The following is a 24,416-nucleotide window of genomic DNA, read 5'->3' as shown; positions in this document are numbered from 1 at the left end:
CTGCTTATTCAGCTTATCTTCAATAAAAATCCCTGCCGAAGCAGGGATTTTGTTATTTATTCAAATGCTTGATTTATGCGTAATGGCTAAAACTGCTTATTTAAGTAATGCGAGTCATCAAACTAGCGTAAATCAACCAGCAGTGCGACTCCTGAACTCTGGGGTTCACTTTGCACTGTGATGTAATACCACCCCACGTTTGGCGCATTGACTGTGATGCTTTCCCGCGTGTTGGCGGGTGTCACAGAGGCTGCATCGAAGTGTTGAGCATTCGCCCAAGTCGTCCCCGAAAATAGGCTAACATCACCACTGCCGTGGGCAGAGTTGATGCTTAGCTGATTCGTTCCCTCTGGTACCCAAAGGTAATAATCGTTGCGCCCATCGGCGGTGCAAATGGCTTTGCCAGCACTGAGCTCACCATAACTTAAGGGTGATTGCGTCGCGCAGGCGTTGGCAATGAGCACCGGATCGGGTGTGTTACCCGTGCCTGTGCTTAAGGTCAGTGTTACGCCGCTAAACTCAGTGGCAGTATCAATCGTGATATAACGCCAGCCACGATTGGCGCTGAAGCTAAGCGATTCTTGATTTCCTGCTTTAGCACTCTTTGCATCGGCATTATCTGCGTCGGCCCACTGACTGGCATTGAAGTAAATATTGGCATCCCCAGAGCCGCCCTTAGTGGTGACAGTGAACTGGGTATTATCTTCCTCAACCCAGAAGTAGAAGCTGTTACGCCCGCCACTGATGCACTCATTTTTGCCTAGGGTGAGCTTACCGTAATCTAAGGTCACTGCGCCGCAATTGGCTGGTGGCTCAGGATCCACGCCGCCATCACCCAGATCGGGGTCGATATCAGCAAATAGCTCAGTGGTGCTGACTTGCATATCGACACCGCCAAAGTCCCCCGATAAGGTAATGTAGTGCCAATACTCGTTAGGGTTTAACTGCACCTTAATCACTTGATAATTACCATTACCGATACCAGCCCCTTGGTTTTGCTCAGGGCTTGCCCAGCCTCTAGAATCGAAATAAATGTCGGCATCCCCCCAACCGCCGCCAATTTTGATCCAAAGCTCTTGGGCTGTGCGATCGGTATTGGTAAAGCTGAAACTGGCGCGGCCGAGTTTTGAATCAATACATTCCATCGGCACATTAATTTTCAGGCTGGCCGATTCAGTGTAACGGTAGGCTTCATTAGTCACTTGGCAAGGTGAGTAATCCTTACTGATAGTGCCCGCGGGTCCTGTCCAGTTGCCTTCGCGGCCACTGGGCTCAGCGTCGACATCACTCGGGCCCTTATCGACTATACCATCGTCAGCCGTGCTTAAACCACTGGCGAGCCAACCCTGCCATTCGTTATCGTAACGTGTGCCGATATTATCCATAAAGGCTTGATATTCTGCATATTGATCGTTGCGTAGGTAGGCCAGAATCTGTCTCACATCGTCCCTGTGGTGTTCAAACATGAAACGCACCGCTAGATAACCCCAGCGATAGATGCGGTCTTGACCAGATTCATAGTTGTTTTTGAATATGGTCGACAACATATACTCACCGGTTTCGCCCATGGCAATTGCCGCAGGGTTTGCGTCACGGTAAGAGATGTATTCTGCGAGGCCTTCAATCCACCAAATGGTATTGGCTGAAGTGCCACGACTAAAGTCACCAAACAGGTTATAGCGTCCATCGAGGTAGTGTACGTATTCGTGTTGCAGGTTCCAGACGTGGAAATCCGGCGTGCGCCATTCGGCTTCATAGGCGATGAAACGTGCCTGATTTTTGAGTCCGGCGGGCGAACCTTCTAAATACATGCCGCCATTGTCGGTACTGATACCAAAGATACTGTTGGCTAAGGATTTATACTCAGACGAACTGCCGAAGATCACTAGCTCTAAGTCATCGTTGTTATCCTGCGCCACGGGTTGCATGCCCGTTTCGAGTTTACTGTGGAAATAACTTTCTTGGCTGGTCAGCACATCACAGGCCCATTTGGCTTGATCTTGATAGAGATCTTGGGCGCGGATCTTGAGGCTGTCGGAGCATTTCCAATTAAAAGGTAAAGCATCGGCTTCTAACTGCGCCTTAAAACCACAGATATTGTAATCGTTACAATGGCTGCGATCGTAATAGTCGGCCATTTCTGCCGCCGCGTACCAAAGCACTTTGCTCGGTTCGGTTTTGCTGGTGCTACTGAGGATGTTTTTGACCAGCTGGGTCACTCGCGGGCGCATGGCATCAATGTAATACAGCCTAGACAACTCTTTAACTGAATTGACCAAAAGGTACTCTGCATTGGTGCCTAACAAGTCGCGATGTTCGAGTTGGAAGTTATTCAGCGCATCTAAAATGCTTTGGTCACGCGCGAACAGCGCCTGCATGTCATCATTCCATTGAGCGCGGAATAAGGTGGTAAACACTGAGTTGGCTGCGGCGTTCATGGCGAAGCTGGCTTGCCAATTAGCATCATAGTCCGTAAGCACTTTGATAGTGACATGATTGAAATCGGCTCCGAGCTCGGCTGAGTCAATCAGGATTAAGGCTTCTTTCAACACGCCAGCATTAGCATCGGAGACTGTCCAAATCGCAGCGTTCGCAAATAAAGCGTTGAGGGCTGATTTTAAGCTGGCCTTAGCGGCGCTGCTGTAAGCGGGCACATCATTTGGGCTGTAAAACTGCACATAGAGGGCGGCGCGGACAAAGTAAATATGGGACTCAAGATGCTGAACATCGACCCCAGTGTAGTCCTTGGCTTTAGCGGCAATGGCATTAGCCACACTGATCACATTGGCCTCGCTAAATAGCGCGGTCGCAGCACTGCCTTTGAGGCTATAGAGCTTACCGACGCATTCGGGTGTCGATTGGCTCAGTTCATTGACTAGTGCCTGACCTGATTTCCCAACAAAGTCACTGCAGTCGCTGACTTGCATCGCGGCGCTACGATTCTGCAACTTAAGTGGGGGTTGCTCCGAGACCTCTATCTGACGTTTCTGGCGTGAATGAATCTTAGGCTGCTCTGTCATCGTCGGATCATTGGGGGATGCCATCAATGGCGTCTCCCGCAGTAGCGGTCTATGTGATTCAATTAAGCTAATTGGTGCAGAGGGCGGTGGCGGGACGGGTTGAGCTGGTGAACTGTTTGGTGTGTTGTTGCCTAATGGGGGGCTTGCATGAGTGTTATGGGCAAGAACGGGAGTTGCAATCGCTAAGCTAATTGCTGCGAAGAGTAGTGTGTTTTTCATTGTGTATCCGTAGTTATCTAGTCTGCAAAGCAGATCTTCCTTGGGCGTTATTTGATGCATTTAACACAGACTTGCATCAAACCTCATTGGATTATTTGCGTGATAACAATAGCGCGACAAACATCGCAGCCAGCAAATAATGCCTCAGAATAATGGCTGTAAGTTTTTAATATATCTAGTATTTGTCATAATATTTTTTTGATACATCTTTTCTGTTCAGCTTAGGTTCAGCTTTCAGTTCAAATGGTTAACGTCAGCCGCTTGATTGAGTGCGATGGAATATAGAATGGAATAACTGTGGCTATTTGGCTTGAAATTGCGCTAGCTTAGCCGCATTAAGGTTTAGCAAACGAACCGTTTAAGCATAGCAATCTGCTATTAGGTTGGTGCCATTCTCACAGGAGCTTTTATGTCAGCTTTACCAAGCGAGTACACCCATATTCATGTTGAGCAACCTGGGGCGCCCGAGGTGATGCGGCTATCGCGCTCACCTTTGCCTGTCCCTGCGGCGGGGCAAGTGTTGATCCGCGTGCATGCAGCAGGAGTGAATGGCCCCGATGTTAAACAAAGGGTGGGCGCGTATCCACCGCCACCGGGTGCATCACCGATTATTGGTCTTGAGGTTGCTGGGGATATTTGTGTCCTCGGTGACGGCGTGAGCCAATGGCAAGTTGGCGATAAGGTATGCGCCTTAGTGCCGGGCGGTGGTTATGGCGAGTATGTGCTCACCTATGCGGCCCATTGTTTGCCGATCCCGACGGGTTTTAGTTATGTGCAGGCAGCAGCGCTGCCAGAAACCTTCTTCACCGTATGGGGTAACCTGTTTATGCGTGCGGGACTCAAAGCGGGCGAGACGGTACTGATCCACGGTGGCTCAGGTGGCATTGGTAGTACGGCTATTCAGTTGGCTAGTGCGCTGGGTTCAAAAGTAATAGCTACGACGGGACAGGATGAGAAACGCGATTATTGCTTGAGCCTTGGCGCCGCTGAAGTCATCAACTATCGTACTCAAAACTTTGTTGAACCTGTGATGGCACTCACTCAAGATAAGGGCGTAAACGTGGTATTTGATATCGCGGGTGGTGATTTTATCAATCTTGACTTACAAGCCTTAGCGATGGACGGGCGTATGGTGTCGGTAGCTATGCAACGGGGGCCTAAGGCCGAGGTTGAGATTTTCCGCCTGATGGCAAAACGTATCATGTGGACAGGGTCGACCCTAAGACCGCAGAGCGTGGAGGCCAAAGCCGCCATTGCTGCTGAATTATTGGAGAAAGTTTGGCCGTTGTTAAACGCCCATAAAATTGTCCCCAATATTTTTGCAACCTTTCCATTAGCACAGGCTGCTAAAGCCCATGCTTTGATGGAGTCGGGTGAGCACAGAGGCAAAGTAATACTGACTGTCATTTGAGCTAGGCATACTTGGTTTTGCAGCGACATATTTGCTTTAAGTCGCTGCCATTCGAGTCAATCTAGAAGACATTCTGACATCATAGTGGCTTAGTCATTGTTCGGTAAATATGAGTTTGTAGCGCTGTAATTAAATCCTCATGGATAACCTTGATGGTTAACTTTACAGCAACCTAGAATTGTTAACGTTGATGACTCATCAAACACCATAGATATGATTGCTTTTTCTTGGGAATAAAACTTGCCGCGTCGATTTTTTAGACTAAAGTCGTTAATGATTAAACTTTTTGGGTACTTTGGCAGAAATTAATACGTAATTAGTGAAAATTTCATGGTATGAGGCATTGATTATCGGAAATATTCTGTAAAAATACCCAGTTGAAAACGTCAGAGACTTTCAGGCGCTATTCGTGGATCAAAGCAAGCGATGCTTCGCTTATTCAGGCTAAAAAACTCATGGTGTATGTGTTGATTTAAGGGTATTAGCATATATGTATAACACAGCAAAGAAACAGGTTTGGTATGGTGAGCTGAGAACATCGAAAGGCAACGCGATTGTCGTCCATGACAACCAGCTGCCCGATGCCTCCCCAGGACGTATCTACCTATACAATACCGATCGCGATGCGATCATTGAGTATGTGGAAGATATAGTCAAAGTGAACCTATACGACTTAGATGAGGCTGCGTTAAAAGCTGCTGAGGCTAAGTTTGGTGGTGCATGGAAGGCGGCAAGATCTCAATTTATGAGTAAACATCAAGCTCGCATTGACTTGAACAACGTGAAGGAAACTGCGCCTGTACGTAAGGCGAAGCCTGAAGTTGAACCAGAAGTCGAATCTGATGCCGTTGGCGTGGATTTTGACGATGATTGGGGCGATGATTTTGATGATTAACACAGTGTCGGCCTAAGGGCTAACACTGTGAGTGTAAGGAATAAAGTAGTGTTTATTTTATTCCTTATCGCTTTATTTATTCCCTTCTGCTAAACCGCATTTTTCCTCGTTTCCTCAATTTTTATTGCGAATGGCTACGCATCGGCATCGAACTGATAACGGCTAATGTGGTGATAAACCTTGCCTGGCACTAACCAAACATCATCACCAAAGCGCTCGCCTTGGTTCGGGGAGTCTGGCAGCATCTGCGGCTCTAAACACACAGCATGATGTTGATTTAATACCTGTTGATTGCGACCTACTGTGCCATTTAAAAAATTAGCACAGTACAGCTGCACACTCGGTTGATTAGTATAAACCGTCATAGCACGACCGCTAATGGGGCTGCTTAAACAGCCAAAACGGGCGAGTGAGCCATCGGGATTATTCATCATATAACAGTGATCATAACCGCGAGTGCTTGCGAGTTCAGCGGCATGCAGCTTGTCACCTAAGCGTATTGGTTGACTTAAATCGAAAATCGACCCAGTTGTATCGGCAATCCCAGTGGGAACACTGACATCATTCATGGTGAGATAGCGCTTGGCATCGATTTGCATCAGATGCTCATGATTGGTCTCTGTGCCATCGAGGTTGAAATAACTGTGTTGGGTGAGGCTTACGGGACAGGCTTTATCGACGGAGGCTAAGATTTCTACGTACAAATTATTGCCTGCGAGGCGGTAATCCAGCTGAACTGTGCAATTACCGGGGAAACCCATGTCGCCATCTGGGCTCATTAAGGTCAAACGCACACCATCGGGGAGTTGACCTAGTTGCCAGTTTTTACGATTAAACCCTTCACGGCCGCCGTGTAAACAGTTAGTCGCTTGGTTTACATCTAATTGATAATCATGACCTTGATAGTGCATTTTGCCGTTAGCGATGCGATTTGCAAAGCGGCCTGCAATGGCACCTAAATGAGCCGATTGGGTCAAGTAATCTTCGGCGCTATCACAACCTAAAACGATATTGGCACGTTCGCCGTGTTTATCAGGGGTCCACAGAGCGCGGATAATACCGCCTAAGCTGATGACTTCTAATGCGAGTATGCCATTGTCGATCCGAACCCGTTCGATTTCACCGCCGCGGGGATCGGTCCAAGGATCCAAAACACTGAAACGTACCATTTAGCTTCCCTCTGTGTTGAATATGCTCACTGCTTATTGTGTTAAATGAGTATGTTAACCCTATTATTTGCCATCAACAGCATAAAGTTCAGTGATGAATTCGTATGTTATCGACGGCGTAGTCACTCTATTCGGTTGTCTTTGGTTTAAGTGCGGCTAAGTGCTTGTTCTAGCAAATTGCCTGTTCTGGCTAGTTATCTATGCGCCCCGCGCCAGCGCTGGCGGAACATAAATACACTGTGGCATCGATGGCGGTTTTTTCGAAGAATTCATGTTCAACGGCGGCAACAACAGCGTCAGTCAGTTCATGGTCGACCAAGGCGACCACGCAGCCGTCGGTCATGCGGATGCCACCACGCTCGCCGATCACTTGGCTGACAATTTCAACTAAAGTATCAAATTCGGGCAGTGTGACTTCAAAATCATCACGCAGTGAAGCATGGGATTCAGCCATTAAACGACTGAATTTTTGGATGTTATTTTGCTCTAAGGCGCGAGCAGCATTTTGAGTTCTTTGGTTCTCAGTGACGACGTGTTTCGCCCGGCGGTATAGCACTTCATCTAAATCGGCCTTTGCACTTTCTAGTTGGCGTAAATCTAGGTGACGCAGTGCATCTAAGCCAAAGTACTCTGCCGCTTGTGCACACTCAGTGCGACGTTGTTCGTTGGTCGCGGCTAAGCGTTGTTTCTCGATATGGGCATCTATGATGATAAGGCTTAGGTTTTCTGGAATGGGAATGGCTTCGCTATCGAGATCTAAGCAGTCAATCAGTAGTGCATGGTCTTGCTCACCCATGGCGCTGCACATTTGATCCATGATGCCACAGGCCGACTCAACATACCTGTGCTCACCGCGCTGTGCGAGTTGCGCCACCGCCATTGGGGATAAATGCAGTTGGCTGGTATCACTAATGGCTGTACCGAAGGCGACAACGAGTGCGCCCGAAGATGAAAGACCTGCGGCAAGTGGCACATCGCCCACAATGGCTAAGTCTAAGCCCTTGGCTAATAAGCCAGTTTGCGCCATAGCCGCAGTAAAACCTTTGAGGTAATTCACCCAGCCATCTTGCGGGTCCATGTCGTTTTCTTGGCCGAAAACCCACTCTTTAATTTGTCCGGGAAACGCATCGGCGACGGCTCGAAACTTAGTATCGTCACGGCGTTTTACCGCAATCACTGTATGAAAATTAATGGCTGCCGGGAGTACAAAACCGTCGTTGTAATCCGTGTATTCACCGATCAGATTGACGCGCCCAGGGGCTTGATATAAATCATCGGCTTTAGTGCCAAAGGTTTGGACAAATAACTTAGTGGCGCGCTGCGCAGGGTTTGACATGCTGTAAAAAATTCCAAAAAAGCTGAGCTAATTTCGTTACCGTCATCGATTTATATCACGACTGAGTCAGTGATGTAACTGAGATTTTTTGCTGAAATGGCGATAGGCTGCAATGAGTAAATCGATACTGGGATGAGGAGGCAAAATAGCGTATTGAGTGTTTTATCTAGTTAATTGATTTGTAAAGATTAGTCAGCATTTAGTTGGATGCCGCACAAACTAGCAGAGGATGTGACTGCTCGTTTGTGCGACCTGTTATGGTGTGATTTTAATTTAATGCAGCATTAGCAGGCACTTAACTACGTGGCTCCGCATTAAGTTTAGGATCAGGCACTTGTACTGTATCTTCCGCTGGAACTGTGTTTTTCTCCGAGTTTTGCAATAGCTCGTAAATCACATGATCCACAAAACCGGCACCAGCGGCTTCGTACAGGTTGTACACACTGTGCACCCCCGATTCGCGAAGCGCCGCAGCATCGTCACTGTACTGCACAATTGCACTGATTTTGCCTTGATAATTCAGTTTTTTGAGTTGCTCAACTGCAAACATATTTCCCGCGTGGTGCGGCATGGCTAGCAGTACCAGTTCAAGATTAGGTGCTCTGTCGAGTTTTTCCCAAAAGTCGGTATCTGAGGCGTCACCTTGCACTACATTGCGACCCTTTGTTTTATGTAAGTCGACTAAGTCTTGCTTGTGTTCAATACCGAGAATTTCCCCATCAAATTGCTCCCTGAGTTCATCATAGGCACCGCTACCAATACGGCCCATGCCTAAGATTAAAAAGCGTGGATTGCCAATGGCTATCGGTCTGTCTTCTGGGTGTAACGGGCGTTTTTCAAGTTTGATTAAACGCTGCTGGAATCGCTGGTAGATATTACCGACGGTGGCGTTAAGTGGCGCGGCGAGTAAAAAACTAAAGCTTAATGCCACTGCGATGATCACTAGCCACTCGGGAGGTAACCAACCTTTATAGGTGGCTACTGCGGCGACGATCAAACCGAATTCACTGAAGTTACCTAGGTTAAATGAGCCCAACATAGAAGTACGCGAACGCAGCTTAAAGCGGGTAAGAATGTAAACAAACAGCAGGATTTTAAGTGGCACTAACAGCACTAATAGCGCCGCGAGGACGATATCCGATACCGTAGGTAAGCCGTTGAGCCCTATGGTTAAGAAGAAGGCAACGAGGAAGAGTTCTTTAAAATAGAACAGGGATTTTGCCAGCTCGGAGGATTTTTTGTGGCCCGCCAACAAGATGCCGATAATCAGTGCGCCGAGATCGGGTTTTAAGCCAACAGATTCAAATAACCAAGCGCCAACCACGAGTGCCATAACTAGGCCGAAGAGCACTAAGAGTTCACCGTGGCCGACACGGTCGAAAGCTTTATAGATGAGCGGTTTAGCCAGTGGCAGTAAGAGTAATGCAAAGGCCCATACCGAAGGTACATCGCCTTTAGAAATAGTTAAAAACAGTACGGCGAAGATATCCTGCATAATCAAGATACCAATAGCGACCCGGCCGTAGAGGGATTGCACGTCTCCTTTATCTTCTAACACTTTGACCGCAAATACGGTGCTGGAGAAGCTTAACGCGAAGGCAATTAACGTCAGTTGTTCTAGGTTCAGACTCGTGAGTTGGCTTAAGCCCAGTAAGCCGAAGAGTTTTAGAATCGGCACAAAAATCACTATCGAGAGCACTAAGTGCACACTCGAACCCGCCCATACTTCGGCCTTGAACAGGCTACGAATATCGAGTTTTAACCCTATGGCGAATAACAGTAAAGTGACGCCTAGGCTGGCGAGTTCTTGCAGTAATGGCAGGCTTTCTTTATCTATTCCTAAGATGAACAGTACAAAGCCTGCCACTAAGTAGCCGATGAGCGGAGGGAGTCCTATACGGCTGACGAGCATGCCGCAGATGAGTGTAATAATGAGGATGCCTGGTTCCATGATGCTCCAATCTAAAAAGTCTAAAATTGTAAGTGATTGTATAAGAAATCTATGACACTTGGATAAAAAAGCGGACTTTTAATGAAAAAAGTCCGCTTTTTATTGGTGTTGCGGTAAATACACTTGGCTGTTAAAACTCGAGTGAACTAAATCACTCTGGTGGTCTAAGCCTAAATCGTCACTATTTCACGAGATGATCTAAATGGGTTGCAAAATCTTTGGGGCCCATAAAACCAGTCACGCGTAAATCTTCCCTTTGCTCACCTTGTTCGTTAAACATCAACAGCGTAGGCAAACCAAGCACATTGTATTTTTCGAGTAAGGCCACATCGACCTTGTCACTCTTAGTCACATCCGCTTGTAGCAGTACGATTTTATTCATGCGGGCTAACACGTTGGCATCTTTAAAGGTGATGGCTTCGAACTCTTTACAGGCAACACACCAATCGGCGTACAGATCGAGCATCACTGGCTTACCTTGGGCGGTAGCGGCTGCAATTTCTTGCTCAAGATCTTCAATCGATTTAATGCGTTTAAAGCCATGGACTTCTTCGGTCGTCGCCGCAGTGCCTACGGAATTGTTATTAAAACCAAAGTGTCCCATCACAGCTTGGAATCCGTAGGAGAAGCTCGCCAGTAGCGCCAGCGTTAATAGGACTGAACGTACAGTTTGTTTCCAGTTAAATTCACTGAGTTTGTTCTGATGCATCAAGTAGCCGGTGAAGCTTACGCCCCACAGTGACCAAAGCACATCGGATACTACGCCTGTCCAAATGCGGCTAAGCATCACGATAGATACAGCGATCAGCAGGAATCCGAAGATAGTCTTGATGATATCCATCCAAGCGCCGGCTCTCGGTAATAATTTACCGCCTGAGGTGCCGATAATCAGTAGAGGTAATCCCATACCCATACTGAGTACATACAGGGCTAAGAAACCTTGGAGTAGGTCGCCGGTTTGCGCCACATAAACGAGTGCACCCGACAGCGGCGCGGTAGTACAAGGTGATGCGACAAGGCCAGAAATCACGCCCATTAAGAACACGCCAACTAAGTTGCCGCCTTTTTGATTATTCGAAACTGAGTTCATCTTCTCCTGCCAGCTCGATGGCAGTTTCAAATCGTATAGGCCAAACATAGATAAGCTGAGCACAAAGAACAAAATCGCGAGTACGACTAATACGGCAGGATGTTGTAATGCCGCTTGGTATTTTAGTCCCGCCGATGCAACTACTAACCCTAAGATAGAGTAAGTGATTGCCATGCCTTGGACGTAAGCCATGGACAAGGTAAAGGCTTTTGCGGTTGAGAGCTTTTGCCCTTGGCCGACAATAATACCCGACAAAATCGGATACATAGGGAATACGCAGGGCGTTAATGCCAGACCGACACCTAGACCAAAGAAAATCACTAAAGTCCAAATTAAGCTGTCGTTCGACAGCATTTGGCTCAGGGTATCTTGCTGAGTAATGGGTTGCGTATTGGTTTTATTGGCAGTGCTTGGCTTAGTGCTGGTTTGCTCAGTCGTCGTGGTTGATTCGGCGCCTGCAATTAAGCCATCGTTGGCTGCAATCGCCTTTAAAACGACTTCATGCTTGGTCGGTGGATAACACAATTTACCTTCGGCACAACCCATAAAGGTCACTGTGAGCGTAGCATTTTCATCGGCCTGTTTTAAACCAACGGGAATATCGACATAGGTATAATAGACTTCTTGCTTACCAAAATACTCATCTTCATGGGGCTTTCCCTTTGGTAGAGCGACCGTGCCTAACTCGGCACCATTGACGCTAAATTTAAGCTTGTCGCGGTACATATAGTAACCGTCGGCAATCACCCAATTGAGTTTGACCTGATTACCTTCTTGCTTGGAATCGAAGACAAATGCTTGATCGACAGGCATCAATTCAGGCTCACCCTTCATGAAGTCGAATTTGTTACCGAAAACCCCTTCACTATGAGCTAAGGGCGCAAGAAGCAATAAAGAAGTGAAAATAAGGCTGAGTAGTTTTTTCATGGCTGAGTGTTGTCTTTTATCCAATCTAAGTAGGCTGGTAGCCCGTGGGTCACAGGCACGGCAATAATTTCGGGTACTTGATAAGGGTGAAGCCTAAGCACAAGTTGTTCTAACTCTGTATATCGACTTTGTAAACATTTAATCTGTAAGCTAAATTCTTGCTCTTCACAGATTTTTCCTTCCCAAGCATAAATTGAACGTATCGGGGCGGAAATCTGAACACAAGCGGCAATACGCGACTCAATTAAAGCTCGGGCCAAAGTATTGGCTTGTACTTCATCGGGGCAGGTAGTGCTAACCACTAAATACTGATGCTGCATAGTGTTAGGTATCGTCTCTTAAGAATCTTAAAGTTCGCTTAAGCCAACTTCGTTAGGCTACTTTACGTGTTTTAATGGTCTCATACATTAGCGGGTTAACAAAAGGGTGAGCTAAATATCAGTGTTTTGCTCCCTTACTTGGTCCTAATGGTTATCCTGACTTGAATTAAGACCGGATAACCCCCATTTAGTTTACAGAGATAGTCAGATAAACCTGAGGTCGGTATGTTTTTCATTATATTTTTACTCTTTGTGCTGATCCCAGTAATAGAGCTGTCGGTGCTGATCCGTGTGGGTGAAGTGCTTGGCACTTGGACTACCATAGGTTTAGTGCTGTTTACCGCCGTGCTCGGGGTCTCTCTGGTTCGCAGCCAAGGCTTAAACACCTTAATGCAAGTACAACAAAAACTCGCCCGTGGTGAAGCACCGGGGCAAGAAATTGTCGAGGGCATGATGTTAGCTATGGCGGGCATCTTGCTCGTGATCCCCGGTTTTGTAACCGATGCCATTGGCCTATTATTCTTGACGCCATTAACCCGTCGCCCCATTGCAGCCTTGTTGTTCAAACGCATGCAGTTACGGGTTGTTGCCGGTTTACAGGGCACAATGCACGGTGGCTTTCAAGCGGGCCAAGGTCCCTTTGGGCCTAAGCCACAGGACCCATTTGGTCAAGCGCCATTTGATGATAGTGTGAAAAAGGACGGTAATGTGTTTGAGGGAGACTTTGAACATAAAGTCGATCCAAGTGATATCAAACCCGCTAGCCATCAACTCTCTGATAAAGCGCAGGACAAAGACCCTAAGTCTTAGTATGAGTCTCGTATTGTCTTAGTCGCTTGTTGCGTTAGTTTGTTATTGGATTAACTCAGTTGATTATCGCGTTTATTCGCTTGAGTTTTCTCCCTAATATCCCTTAGATACCAGTGGCCGACTGAATCAATCTGACCTGTGCCGCTGGTTCACCTCCCCCGTAATAGCCATTTCACTCTTAAAAAACTCCAATCCTAATAACCCGCCCACTCAGGTATAAGAGTTAACATGATATTAGATAAAAGCTTTTGGATCGCATTCATGTGATAAAGTAAGGTATTTTTAAATCATGACTCTGTATCCAAGAGAAAAAGCAATATCAGTGCTGTTGTCCATGTTGAGTAGGTTTTCGACGATAGTGAATTCAATTGCACTGTTATTCAGATAATACCTATAGCCTAGAAATACTTCGTGAGAAGGTTTTGAAAAGTCATTATCTGTTTTGAGTAAACCTTCATAATGATGTAATTCAATAAGCCAACCATGGCGTCCTATTAAATACTCATAACCTAAAGATAACATTACTGCATGATCTTTATAGTCTATTCCAGATAGACTTTCATCATTTTGTCTAAAGCTTATACCTGTTGTGGAGTAAAAATGATGCATTCCAGATGTATAGCTATAATTCAGCTGTAATGCTTGTTCAAAACGGTTATCTACAAATGGGCCAGAGTTAACATGGTTGTAATATAAGCTGCCACCTAGTGATAGACCATAATTATCCTCACTAAGTAATTGATATTCTAAATAGAAATTTAGGGCATTCGTTAGCGTATCGCCAGAAAGATCAGGTTGATTGATACCATTCTTTGAAAATATTTGGTTTTTGTCTTTGATTGTATTGTCGCGGCCATTTTGACCCACACCAAATGCATCATGAAACCAGATAGTGACCGAGTCAAGATGGTTATCCCCACTAAAACTCCACTTATAATTAGTATCAAACATCCATTTTTCAGTGAGTTGCCACTTTATTCCGCCATTAAGAGAATTATGATAATAGTCAGCATAGTAATCGTCAGTTTCAGCCCATACACTTGCTACTGTTGCAGATCCGTATATCTCTTTTTTCCCTTCAGGCAGTGCAAATCCTGAACGAAGTAGAGGCGTTAAGCTACCCGCATGTGTAGGTGATTGGGCATGCACACGAAGTGGCCCATAATGACTATAATTGATATTTTCTGCGAAAGTACTCGGTAAAAATATTACCGTATAAATTAGATGTGCTCTAATAGTCACAAATAAAATTTTCTTTGCATATTTCATCGAAAACTCTTTTTTATCTAATCTCTATTAAAAGCAATGTTTTGTAGTGAGGCTGATGTTATGTATAAATGACTGAAAATTTTCTGTTTGAAGCAATAAAGTTTTTGATTAGACAGATTTCTAATTAATTTTAGAATTAAAAACTACAAAAAACATACCATAATAGTACAAGTGCGAGCCAGAATGACCTACAGATAAACGGGATTGTAGTGAGTATTAGTAAAGTGCTAATAACTGCCAGTAATATTGTCTGTTTACTCATTGTCTGGACGCTATCAAAGCGTAATTTCATGATGTTTCTCAAACATAAATTATTATGCTAACAAAGTAATAACATTGTTTATGTTGTTAGTTATAGGTAGTGGTATTTCAGATGGCATTGTAAATGAATAATCAGCACTAAATATACCGCTGCTATTTACTCGTGTAAATGTGTGTAACAGGTAATTGTCCCGTATTAGCGGTGAAAATATGGAACTGATAGTTCATGTTTTTTAATTAATATATTTATTTATCAGTCATATTAGTTATCGTAATTAAAGACCAATCTCAGTTTGCCAAACTTGTTTATCTAATGGATGTGCTTGTTTAAATTGTCCCTCAAACCGTAATAGATCAAAAATGAAATGGCCAGCCAGCCACGAATGACTGACCGGCCGCGCCGGGAAGCGTTTTTGGATAAAATGCGGAGCAGGTTAGCTGGGTGATTGACCTCCTGTTGCCGTCGCTTTGATATTGAATACTAGGCTGTACATCACTGGCAGTACGATGAGCGTCAGCAGAGAAGCGAAGCCTAGACCGAAAATAATTGTAATCGCCATAGAACCGAAAAACGCGTCGGGGATCAGCGGTATCATCCCGAGCATAGTGGTTATCGCGGCCATCATCACTGGACGAACACGGCTGACACAGGAGTCGATTAAGGCAAAATAGGCTGGTTTACCTTCACTGAGCTCGAGGTTGATCTGATCGACCAAGACAATACCGTTTTTAATCACCATGCCCGACAAACTCAGTAATCCGAGTAGTGCCATAAAGCTGAAGGGCGCATCGAACAACAAGAGTCCCGCTGAAACCCCAATCAATGCCAGTGGCACAGTAAACCAGATCACTAAGGGCTGACGCACTGAGTTGAACAAGAATACGGTAATCAAAAACATCGCCAGATAACCTAAGGGAATTGAGCTAAATACCGACGCTTGTGCTTCACCTGCGGTTTCAAATTCACCGCCCCATTCCAAGCGGTAACCCGCGGGCAAGCTGATCGCTTCGACATGGTCTTTGATTTTGCGCAGTACAGAATCGGCAGTTTCATTGCTACCAAGCTTAGGATCGGCCATTACTGCGAGCATGCGCATGCGATCGCGGCGCATCACCAGCGGATTTTCCCACTCAGTGTTGAAGCTACTGACTACTTGGGTGGCGGGCACAAAGGTATTGTGTTCGCTGCTCCAAATTTGCAGCTTCCATAGGCTGTCGGCCTGCAAACGTTCTTCGGCGGGCGCTCTGGCGACGATGGGCAGCAAGTGGCTGGTTTCTCGGTATAAACCAATTTGCTTACCGCTAAAGTTAACCAATAGGGCATTGTCGAGATCTTGCTTACTGATCCCTGTTTCGCGCGCTTGGGCATTTTCCAGTTGCGGACGGATCAGGGGCACCTGATTACGCCAGTTGTGACGTATGCCATCCATGCTTGGTTCGGCGTTGAAAATCGCCTCGGCTTGAGCACCTAAAGCGCGCAGCACTTCTGGGTTATCACCGTAAAAGCGTGCCTCAATTTTGGCGGCGGGCGAAGGGCCGTTCTCCATGTTTTTTAAACGATATTGTGCCTGTGGGAAACGTTGATTTAACAAGGTTTCTAATTCTGGCATATAGGCTTTAACTGCGTCTAAATCCTGCATTTCTACAATCAACTGGGCAAAGGCGGGATAGCCTTTTTCTGGCTGATAGGGCAGTACGAAGCGCTGCGAACCTTGGCCAATAACGGTTGTTAAGTGTTTTAGCCCAACGTCTTTTTGCTCGTTCAGCGTAAGCATTAACTTCTCGATATCAGCGGTAAAACGCTCGGTCGCCTTGATGTCAGTCCCCTCTGGCATCCAGATATCCACAAAGAAAATCGGCGTGTTAGAAGCAGGAAAGAACACATTCTTGATATGACCAAAGCCCACCACAGCGCTGAAAAGCATAGTGATAACCAGCAGTATGCTCACCAGTCTAAAGCGCAGCGCTACAATTAAGCTTGTGCGATATAAGCTGAAGAACCAGCCCTTGTAGGGGTCTTGGGCTTCTTCATCGCTCGGCGCATCTTTAAATAACAGATGACAGAAAAACGGCGTGAGTGTGATGGCGGTGATCCAGCTGATAAACAGTGAAATCATCAACACTTGGAATAAAGAACGGCAGAACTCACCGGCGGCATTTTGCGATAAGCCAATGGGGGCAAAGGCAATAATGGCAATCACAGTCGCGCCCAATAACGGCCACTGGGTTTGGGACACTATCTGTTTGGCCGCTTCCAAACGGGTCTTACCGCGACGGATACCAATTAAAATGCCTTCAGTAACGACAATGGCGTTATCGACCAACATACCAAGGGCAATAATGAGTGCGCCGAGGGAGATGAGCTGTAGCTCAATCCCGAGCACTTTCATCACGATAAAAGTACCTAGAATCGTCAGCAGTAAGATCAGGCCCATCAACAGGCCTGAGCGCAATCCCATAAACAGCAGAAGCACGGCGATCACTATGGCAATGGATTCCATTAGGTTGATTAAGAAGCCGTTAACTGTCTCATCTACCGCCTGGCTTTGATTATAAACCGTCGCTAAATTCATGCCGATTGGGCGTTGCGATTCAAGCTCGGCTAAACGGTCACTGACCTTTTGCCCGATTTCGACTACATTCACACCACTAGAGAAAGAAATCCCCAGCGATAACGCTGCTTCGCCTTTATTGTGATAAAGCACGTTAGGGGTTTCGTCATAATCCCTTTCAATATTGGCAATGTCGCCAAGGTAAATCAGCTCAGAGCTACCCGGAGGGCTGACGATTAAACGCGCTAGATCCTGCACATTGCTAAATTCGCCCGTGGGATGAATGCGGATACGGTTATCGCCAATCACTAAGCTGCCCGCGTTAGAGACGACGTTTTGATTGTTCACTAAGCCATAGATATAGCTCTGATCTAACCCCAGTGCCGATAGCTTTTGCTGGGAGATTTCAATCACGACTTGCTCGGTGACGTTGCCAGCAACAGAAACCTTTTTCACTCCAGGTACTAGCACTAGCTCGCGGCGCAGATAGTCGGCGTAATTGCTCAACTCGCGGTTGCTGTAATCAGGTCCCGAAAGGTTAAATAAAATGCCATACACATCGCCAAAGTCGTCCATCACCTGTGGCGTTGCTGTGCCTGGCGGCAAGTTTCCCGCAGCATCATTGACTTTACGACGCACTTCATCCCACACCTGCGGCAGGCTGGTTTTATCGTAGCTTTCTTTAATCTCGATTTGGATTTGTGATAAACCCGCACTATTAATTGAAGTCACATGCTTAATGGCGTCGAGTTGCTGCAGGGCATCTTCGAGCGGTAATGTCACTTCTTCTTCAACTTGCTCAGGCGAGGCACCGGGATAAGCCGTGATCACTAAAGCTTCTTTAATGGTAAATTCGGGGAATTCTAGTTGCCCCAAACCGGTAAAACTGACGCCACCACCCACGAGTAGTAGCAACACAAACATCCAACTGATGACTTTGTGGCGTATCGAATACTCTGCAATGTTCATCAATTACACCCCACGCTGCCAGCGTAGTGGTTTGACTTTCATGCCATCGGATAATTGAGACACTCCAGCGCTGACGATGAGATCGCCCTTGTTGACGCCCGTTAAAATCTCAACACCTTGATTACTCACGCGTCCTAGCGTCACCATCGTCGGTTTTACTTCACCCGATTGCGCTTGATAAATCCACACTTGCACTTGGCCATCTTGGTCGCGCTTATCGATAGCGGTCACTGGCACTACCGTTGACGAAAGGGCACTAGGATCTTTGACTAAGGCTAAGGTCAACTCGGCACTCATTCCTGGAAGTAACTGAATATCTTGAGGTTGAGGTAACGAAAACACCACTTCATAGGCTTGGGTGCCCGGCGTGACTTGAGTCGAGTATTCTTTAAATTTGGCATCGAAACTTTGCTCGGGGAAGGCACTAAAACGCACCTTAGCTGTAAAATGAGCTTGATCGGTATATTGCTTCAAACCCGCCGCCATCGACTCGGGAACTTGAATGCTAATATCGAGCAAATTATTGTTTTGTAATGTTAATACCCCTTGGTTTGCTTGCACTATTTGGTGGTTATCCACTAAACGTTTGGCGACTGTACCGCTAAAAGGTGCCGTTAAATGGGTGTAACTCAGTTGATCGCGTGCAGCGGCTAAGGCGGCGGTGGCCGATTTGAGTTGCGCTTGAGTGCTATCAAACTCAGATTGTGAAATCAGCTTGCGATTGAGTAGCTCGACTTTACGTTTAAAGTCAGCGGCTAACAGTTCATGCTCCGCCTCGCGGGTCATTAAATTATTGTGGGCGTCCCTGTCATCAAGTTTTGCGAGTAAGCTACCTTGAGTGACTCTTTGCCCTTCAACTAATGCTAATTCTGTTAATTGTCCTGAAATGCGGAACGACAATTCTGCGCGACTATTGGCGGCAACGCGGGCTGGAAATGTTCTGAAATCTCCGTCTTCTACATTGAGTACTTCAAACAGTTTAACCGGACGAATTGTTGCCACTTGCACTGAACTTTCCGCAGGCGAACAACCACTGATCAGGGCTGGAAGCAGCATTGTCAGCGGCAAGAGTCGATATGATTTCATGGTGGAGATTTCCTAGTTAACAAATTGTCAGCATTTCTGGGCGCGAAGATACCAGCTAAATTAGTTGCAATAAACGGGATACTTTGGGATTATCAGTCCCACATAATGAGATTGAACTTAAGGTCAAAATGAAGACAGAGGACTTAGCGTTATTCCACCGAATTGCTGAAACCGGTAGTTTGATTGAAGCGGCGGATTTACTTAACTTACCTAAATCGACTGTGAGTCGACGTTTGCAAGCCTTGGAAGATGAGCTGAACATTAAATTGTTCCACCGTCAGAGCCGCTCTATGACGCTCACTTCTGCGGGCAGCCATTTTTACCAGCGCTCGCAGAATATTTTGGCTCAGCTCGACGAAACCCTTTTTGAAATGACCAATGACGATGCTGAGATCAGCGGGCATTTGCGTATTCAAATGTTCCCTATCCACAGCATGAAAATCTTGATGCAAGCCATTTTCCGCTTTATGGATATGCACCCTAAACTCACCTTAGAAGTCATCAGCAGTTCAGAATCCGTTGATATGGTGAAACATAATCTTGATGTGGCTTTTGTGGTCGAGCCTGCGTTGGATACCTTAGATTTAGTGGTGCGGCCAATTTTTACCACTGACTTACGTTTTTACGCGAGTCCTCAATATTTAGCGGCACATGGCACACCTAAAACACCGAAAGAGATTGAAGCACATAATGTGTCTATGTTCCGTTTATCCAACGGCAAAATCTTTAATGAGTTATTTATCGGTTCAGAACAAGAGGTGAGAGTCAGAGGTAATTTCTGCTCGAACAGTATTGAAGTGGCGGTTGAGTTTGGATTGCAAGGACGCGGCATAGTGTATGCGCCTGCTGAAGTCGTGGATGAATATGTACAAAGCGGTGAGTTAGTGACTTTGCTACCTGAAATCCAGCCTCACCAAGGCGAGTGTTTCTTAGCTTATCCATCAAGACGTTACGTGAGTTTAGCCTGTCGACGCTTTATCGACTATATCATGCAAGAGTTAGTGCCAAATGGCGTGCCGATCAACATGAGTGAGCAAGGCCCACGTCGATCCTGCAAAGCCTCTACGGGAGCGTTTTCAGACGATGTGTTGCGCTTTCCCGTTAAAAAATCAAGCTAGTTTACCCCTCGCTAATGGCGTTTGCGGTCGTGATCTTTGTGGGCTCACAGATCCGCTGCGCCAGCCAATAACAGGCAATTCCCATCAAAATATTGGTCACAGGTAACGCGAGCAGCAGGCCTTTAACGTCACCTATATACGATCCCAAGGCTGCTAGCGGCAGCATGAGCAGCACTAAGCGGCACAGATTGATGACTAATGAACTCATAGGCCTGTGGTAGGCATTGAGCGAGGTCGCGACAATAATCACTATACCCAAAGGCCCGTAGGCACAGGGCAGCACTAAGATATAAAAACTCAGCCATTCGATAACCTGCGGATCGGTACTGAATAAATGCGCGATAGGCTCGGCTAAAAAGATCAGGGGGATATAGAGTAAGGTTTGGAAAATAAAGATAAATTTTATCGATAACAGCAGGGCTTCTTTCGCTCTGTGTGGCTGTCCTGCCCCTAAGTTTTGCGCAATAAAGGGCATTAAACTCGACGACAGTGCCATCACCACTATTAATAGCACTGACTCTAACCGAGTACCGGCACCAAAGGCTGCTACGGCGCTGTGATCGATATGCGCCAACATGGCCATAATAATGGCATTGGCTAGTGGATTGATTAAATTCATCAAGGCGGCGGGTTGTGCTATATGGGCTAGTTTGCTCCAGTTCGCGCGCATTCTGTCTATGTCAAAGGCGGCCCATTCGAGCATTTTGCGCCTGACAATCAACAAATATCCCGACAAAGATAAGGCAATCAACCAAGCGAACAGGGTTGCAATTGCGGCGCCTTGGATTTCTAAACGTGGAAATGGCCCAATACCAAAAATCAGTAACGGATCGAGGATAAGATTGATGATTGCCGCCAGTGCCATGATCATCGCCGGCGAGCGAGTATCGCCAGTGGAACGTAAGCCTTGATTGCCTACCATCAACAATACCAGCAGCGGTGCGCTGACATACCAGTAAATCATATAGTCGTGGATCAGTGGCAAGCTGTCATCGTTTGCCCCGAGTAAGCGAAACAGTGGCTCGATAAAAATGCTACCCAGTGCGGCTAAACTGGCGATCAAGACAAAGGTGAGCAATAAGGCATCATGCAAGAACACTTTGGCCTTGTGGGCATTACCCGAACCGATAAGTCGACCTAAATTGGTCGAGACTCCAGCGCCAATACCAATGGCGATGCTCGAGATCACTAAGGTCACCGGAAAGGTAAAACTGATGGCGGCTAAGGCTTCAGTGCCCAATTGGCTAATAAAAAAAGTGTCAGCGAGGCTGAAACCTAGAATGGTCATAATGCCAATTAAGTTGGGGAGGCTCATGTTGAGCAGTACACGACCAATTGGCGCGGTGAGCAGCCCGTGTCTGTCTTTCATGGAAAAATAGTGCCTTGTTAGCGAGCGGAGGCGAGATTCTAGCAGGATTGTGCGGACTTGAAAAAACCGACATCAAAAAATTGAAGTTTTTTTTGTAAATGCCCTTGGATCTCGACACTGTCAGCCCCATATCTCAGACAGCAAAAGAGCAGACTAAGGTGTCTGTTTTTTTAATCACAAATAGGCTCGATTGTAGGGCATCAAATCATTAGGAGAGTTCATAGATGAATATTCGTCCATTACATGACCGCGTAATCGTTAAGCGTCTAGAAGTTGAATCTACATCAGCGGGTGGCATAGTACTGACCGGTAGCGCCGCTGAAAAATCAACTCGCGGTGAAATCCTTGCTGTGGGCAATGGCCGTATTTTAGAAAATGGCACAGTTAAGCCACTGGATGTCAAAGTGGGTGACGTGGTGATCTTCAACGAAGGTTACGGCGTTAAGAAAGAAAAAATCGACGGTCAAGAAGTCTTGATCCTGTCGGAAGCTGACCTGATGGCAGTAGTGGGTTAATCCTCAGCATCAATTCGACATTCCAATTAATCATTAAAAATTTAAAGGATAATCAAGATGGCAGCTAAAGAAGTTGTATTTGGTAATGACGCTCGCGTAAGAATGCTGGCTGGCGTAAACATTCTCGCAAACGCAGTTAAAGTGACCTTAGGCCCTAAAGGCCGTAACGTGGTATTAGACAAGAGCTTCGGCTCACCACTGATCACTAAAGACGGTGTTTCTGTTGCCAAAGAAATCGAGTTAGAAGACAAATTCGAAAACATGGGCGCGCAAATGGTGAAAGAAGTTGCTTCTAAAGCCAACGATGCCGCCGGTGATGGTACTACTACTGCAACTGTACTGGCTCAAGCCATTGTCGTTGAAGGCTTAAAAGCCGTTGCAGCCGGTATGAACCCAATGGATCTGAAGCGCGGTATCGACAAAGCCGTTATCGCTGCTGTTGCTGAATTAAAAGCCTTATCACAACCTTGTGCAGATTCAAAAGCGATTGCCCAAGTTGCGACTATCTCTGCAAACTCTGACGAATCTATCGGCGAAATCATCGCAACTGCGATGGAAAAAGTCGGTAAAGAAGGCGTGATCACAGTTGAAGAAGGCCAAGCGTTAGAAAACGAATTGGACGTAGTAGAAGGTATGCAGTTTGACCGTGGCTACCTATCTCCATACTTCATCAACAAGCCAGAAACGGGCAGCGTTGAATTAGATCACCCATTCGTACTGTTAGTAGACAAGAAAATCTCTAACATTCGCGAACTGTTACCTATCCTTGAAGGTCTGGCAAAAACCGGTAAGCCATTGCTTATCGTTGCTGAAGACGTTGAAGGCGAAGCATTAGCAACTTTAGTTGTGAACAACATGCGCGGTATCGTGAAAGTGGCTGCGGTTAAAGCACCTGGCTTTGGCGATCGTCGTAAGGCAATGCTGCAAGACGTAGCAATCCTGACTGGCGGTACTGTTATTGCTGAAGAAATCGGCCTAGAGCTTGAAAAAGCAACGCTGGAAGATTTAGGTACAGCTAAGCGTGTTGTGATCACTAAAGACAACACCACCATCATCGATGGTAACGGCGAGCAAACACAAATTGCTGCTCGTGTAAGCCAAATCAAACAACAAGTTGAAGAATCAACGTCAGACTACGACAAAGAAAAACTGCAAGAACGTATGGCTAAACTAGCTGGCGGCGTAGCAGTCATCAAAGTTGGCGCAGCGACTGAAGTTGAAATGAAAGAGAAAAAAGCGCGCGTTGAAGATGCACTGCATGCAACTCGCGCTGCGGTAGAAGAAGGCGTGGTTCCTGGCGGCGGTGTTGCTCTGGTTCGCGTAGCTTCTAAGATTGCTGACGTTGAAGTATTAAACGAAGACCAAAAACACGGTGTGGTTATCGCACTGCGTGCAATGGAAGCGCCACTGCGTCAAATCGCCACGAACGCGGGTGAAGAAGCGTCAGTTGTTGCTAACACAGTGAAGAACGGCAGCGGTAACTTCGGTTACAACGCCGGTAATGACACTTACGGTGACATGTTAGAAATGGGTATCCTTGACCCAACTAAAGTGACCCGTTGTGCATTGCAATTCGCTGCGTCAATCGCAGGTCTGATGATCACTACAGAAGCTATGGTTGCTGAAATTCCACAAAATGCTAGCCAAGATATGGGCGGTATGGGTGGGATGGGCGGAATGGGCGGCATGATGTAATTTTTGCTGGTCTAAAACGTTGATTACGGCGTTGCTGCTCGCTCACATACACACAACGTATGCTACGCTCACAGCGCCTTGTACTGAACGTTTTATCCTGCGCAAAAACGTCAGACCCCTAGGCCTAAGTTCTTAGTCTGCTAAGAGTGACACCTAAAAAGAAATCCCTGATGCTTAACTGTGTCAGGGATTTTTTGTATCTGAGGGGCTAAGGAAGTGTTGCTTAACCACTCTAGATTGTATTGGGAGCAGAAAGCTGAACGTCGTGGTAAAGCGCCTTGTTCTAACTCGATTTATCCAACGTAAGATACTTTGCAGGTCTGGAGCCTAAAAGCCTCAAACCAAAGTTCTTGTAAAAGAAAACCCCGATGCTGGTAACAGTGTCGGGGTTTTGTTTTTGCTCTGGCAACTTGGGGAAGTATTGGGTGTACTTA

16 protein-coding genes are annotated in these 24,416 nt (G+C 46.4%); 6 read left to right on the top strand and 10 right to left on the bottom strand.

Annotation, left to right across the window (positions count from 1 at the left end; all coding sequences use genetic code 11):
• Nucleotides 1–122: 122 nt before the first annotated feature.
• Nucleotides 123–3,239, bottom strand: a complete 3,117-nt coding sequence (locus L5M51_RS11610; protein ID WP_263172823.1) for a M9 family metallopeptidase — start codon at nucleotides 3,237–3,239, stop codon at nucleotides 123–125.
• A 409-nt stretch (nucleotides 3,240–3,648) separates the two neighbouring features.
• Between L5M51_RS11610 and L5M51_RS11605 the strand changes: the two genes are divergently transcribed.
• Nucleotides 3,649–4,650 (top strand): NAD(P)H-quinone oxidoreductase, encoded by a 1,002-nt coding sequence (locus tag L5M51_RS11605; RefSeq protein WP_263146616.1) that lies wholly within the window; start codon nucleotides 3,649–3,651, stop codon nucleotides 4,648–4,650.
• A gap of 490 nt (nucleotides 4,651–5,140) precedes the next feature.
• Nucleotides 5,141–5,545, top strand: a complete 405-nt coding sequence (locus tag L5M51_RS11600; RefSeq protein WP_105251357.1) for a hypothetical protein — start codon at nucleotides 5,141–5,143, stop codon at nucleotides 5,543–5,545.
• Nucleotides 5,546–5,679: 134 nt separating this feature from the next.
• Here the strand turns inward: L5M51_RS11600 and L5M51_RS11595 are convergent, their stop codons facing one another.
• From L5M51_RS11595 to cutA, 5 genes are all read right to left on the bottom strand, one after another.
• Complete coding sequence (locus tag L5M51_RS11595; protein ID WP_131524396.1) at nucleotides 5,680–6,714, bottom strand: aldose epimerase family protein; 1,035 nt, start codon at nucleotides 6,712–6,714, stop codon at nucleotides 5,680–5,682.
• A gap of 190 nt (nucleotides 6,715–6,904) precedes the next feature.
• Complete coding sequence (galK, locus tag L5M51_RS11590; protein ID WP_028761840.1) at nucleotides 6,905–8,050, bottom strand: galactokinase; 1,146 nt, start codon at nucleotides 8,048–8,050, stop codon at nucleotides 6,905–6,907.
• 295 nt (nucleotides 8,051–8,345) lie between these two features.
• Nucleotides 8,346–10,001, bottom strand: a complete 1,656-nt coding sequence (locus tag L5M51_RS11585) for a cation:proton antiporter family protein (RefSeq protein WP_263172820.1) — start codon at nucleotides 9,999–10,001, stop codon at nucleotides 8,346–8,348.
• 181 nt (nucleotides 10,002–10,182) lie between these two features.
• The gene (locus L5M51_RS11580; protein ID WP_263172819.1) at nucleotides 10,183–12,018 is read right to left on the bottom strand and encodes a protein-disulfide reductase DsbD; all 1,836 of its coding nucleotides are present in this window, start codon (nucleotides 12,016–12,018) and stop codon (nucleotides 10,183–10,185) included.
• A complete protein-coding gene (gene cutA / locus L5M51_RS11575) occupies nucleotides 12,015–12,338 on the bottom strand; it encodes a divalent-cation tolerance protein CutA (RefSeq protein WP_113940010.1) in 324 nt (107 codons plus the stop codon). The genes L5M51_RS11580 and cutA overlap by 4 nt, the downstream gene beginning before the upstream one ends.
• Nucleotides 12,339–12,563: 225 nt before the next feature.
• On the opposite strand from cutA, the gene L5M51_RS11570 reads away from it, so the two are divergent.
• The gene (locus L5M51_RS11570; protein WP_113940009.1) at nucleotides 12,564–13,148 is read left to right on the top strand and encodes an FxsA family protein; all 585 of its coding nucleotides are present in this window, start codon (nucleotides 12,564–12,566) and stop codon (nucleotides 13,146–13,148) included.
• A gap of 282 nt (nucleotides 13,149–13,430) precedes the next feature.
• Here the strand turns inward: L5M51_RS11570 and L5M51_RS11565 are convergent, their stop codons facing one another.
• The 3 genes from L5M51_RS11565 to L5M51_RS11555 all read right to left on the bottom strand — a co-directional run bounded on the left by L5M51_RS11565 (nucleotide 13,431) and on the right by L5M51_RS11555 (nucleotide 19,285).
• Nucleotides 13,431–14,417, bottom strand: coding sequence for a DUF3187 family protein (locus L5M51_RS11565; protein ID WP_263146623.1), 987 nt, complete (start codon nucleotides 14,415–14,417; stop codon nucleotides 13,431–13,433).
• 695 nt (nucleotides 14,418–15,112) lie between these two features.
• Nucleotides 15,113–18,199: an efflux RND transporter permease subunit gene (locus L5M51_RS11560; RefSeq protein ID WP_263172817.1), complete on the bottom strand. Its 3,087-nt coding sequence runs from the start codon at nucleotides 18,197–18,199 to the stop codon at nucleotides 15,113–15,115.
• A 3-nt stretch (nucleotides 18,200–18,202) separates the two neighbouring features.
• Nucleotides 18,203–19,285 carry an efflux RND transporter periplasmic adaptor subunit gene (locus L5M51_RS11555; RefSeq protein WP_263146628.1) on the bottom strand — a complete coding sequence of 361 codons (1,083 nt, stop codon included), beginning with the start codon at nucleotides 19,283–19,285 and terminating at the stop codon, nucleotides 18,203–18,205.
• A gap of 128 nt (nucleotides 19,286–19,413) precedes the next feature.
• Here L5M51_RS11555 and L5M51_RS11550 point away from each other — a divergent pair, with 128 nt between their 5' ends.
• The gene (locus L5M51_RS11550; protein WP_113940006.1) at nucleotides 19,414–20,403 is read left to right on the top strand and encodes a LysR family transcriptional regulator; all 990 of its coding nucleotides are present in this window, start codon (nucleotides 19,414–19,416) and stop codon (nucleotides 20,401–20,403) included.
• A gap of 1 nt (nucleotide 20,404) precedes the next feature.
• On the opposite strand, the gene L5M51_RS11545 is transcribed toward L5M51_RS11550, so the two are convergent.
• Entirely contained in the window at nucleotides 20,405–21,772 is a 1,368-nt protein-coding gene (locus tag L5M51_RS11545) for an MATE family efflux transporter (protein ID WP_263146631.1), read from the bottom strand.
• 224 nt (nucleotides 21,773–21,996) lie between these two features.
• On the opposite strand from L5M51_RS11545, the gene L5M51_RS11540 reads away from it, so the two are divergent.
• Nucleotides 21,997–22,287, top strand: a complete 291-nt coding sequence (locus L5M51_RS11540) for a co-chaperone GroES (RefSeq protein ID WP_006086113.1) — start codon at nucleotides 21,997–21,999, stop codon at nucleotides 22,285–22,287.
• A 57-nt stretch (nucleotides 22,288–22,344) separates the two neighbouring features.
• Complete coding sequence (groL, locus tag L5M51_RS11535; RefSeq protein ID WP_263146635.1) at nucleotides 22,345–23,982, top strand: chaperonin GroEL; 1,638 nt, start codon at nucleotides 22,345–22,347, stop codon at nucleotides 23,980–23,982.
• Nucleotides 23,983–24,416 lie beyond the last annotated feature (434 nt).

It is taken from the genome of Shewanella sp. SM73 (assembly GCF_025653795.1).
GTDB classification, from domain to species: domain Bacteria; phylum Pseudomonadota; class Gammaproteobacteria; order Enterobacterales; family Shewanellaceae; genus Shewanella; species Shewanella oncorhynchi.
The sequence above is the reverse complement of the archived record's forward strand: the minus strand, read 5'-3'. Positions and strand labels throughout refer to the sequence as shown.